Source organism: Vibrio sp. Y176, from assembly GCF_033438945.1.
Window position 1 is genome coordinate 1 of sequence record NZ_JAWOQS010000558.1, and the last position, 686, is coordinate 686.

1 protein-coding gene is annotated in these 686 nt (G+C 45.0%); it reads right to left on the minus strand.

All coding sequences use genetic code 11. The features are described from left to right. The coding region (locus R7O13_RS27285) for a sensor histidine kinase (protein ID WP_318305250.1) at positions 1-686 on the minus strand (686 nt) is incomplete at both ends.

Sequence of the window (686 nt, forward strand, 5' to 3'; positions counted from 1 at the left end):
ATGATGCGGTCAAAACCGTCCAAATCTCTGCCCAAAGACTGCGCCGCAGACCAATCGTTGCGATGAGTCACCTCGATGCCAATCTCTTTAGCTAAGCGCATCAAGTGTTCCACGCGTGGTTGATAATCATCAATCAACAATAGTCGATTTGCATTCAGTTCTACCGGTTCAGAATGAGGCTGACTTCGTTTAGGCAACTGCAAACTAAAGCTAAAACACGATCCGTTGCCAAAATCCGAACGCACACAAAGCTCACCGTTGTACATGCTGATCAAACGTTTTGAGATTGCCAACCCTAAGCCCGTTCCTTCATGTCGCCTTGTCGCGGAGGTATCGACCTGCTCAAATTTATCCATAATATGAGTTAGCCTGTCTTCAGGAATTCCAATGCCTGTATCGGTCACTGAAAAATCAAAACCGAGCTCACTTTCTCTTACTTTCAGCAGCACATGACCTTCATCCGTGAATTTCACTGCATTGCCGATCAAGTTAAGTAAGATTTGATTAATCCGACCTTTATCACCGACCACGACCGTATTCATGGCTAATGGCATATCAACCAATAACTTAAGGTTCTTTTTATCCGCTTGATACGCACACAATGCCGTGCAACTCTCTACTAACGAGCGCAAATCAAACTCCTCTTCAACAAGCGTCAACTTGCCCGCTTCGACTTTGCTGTAATC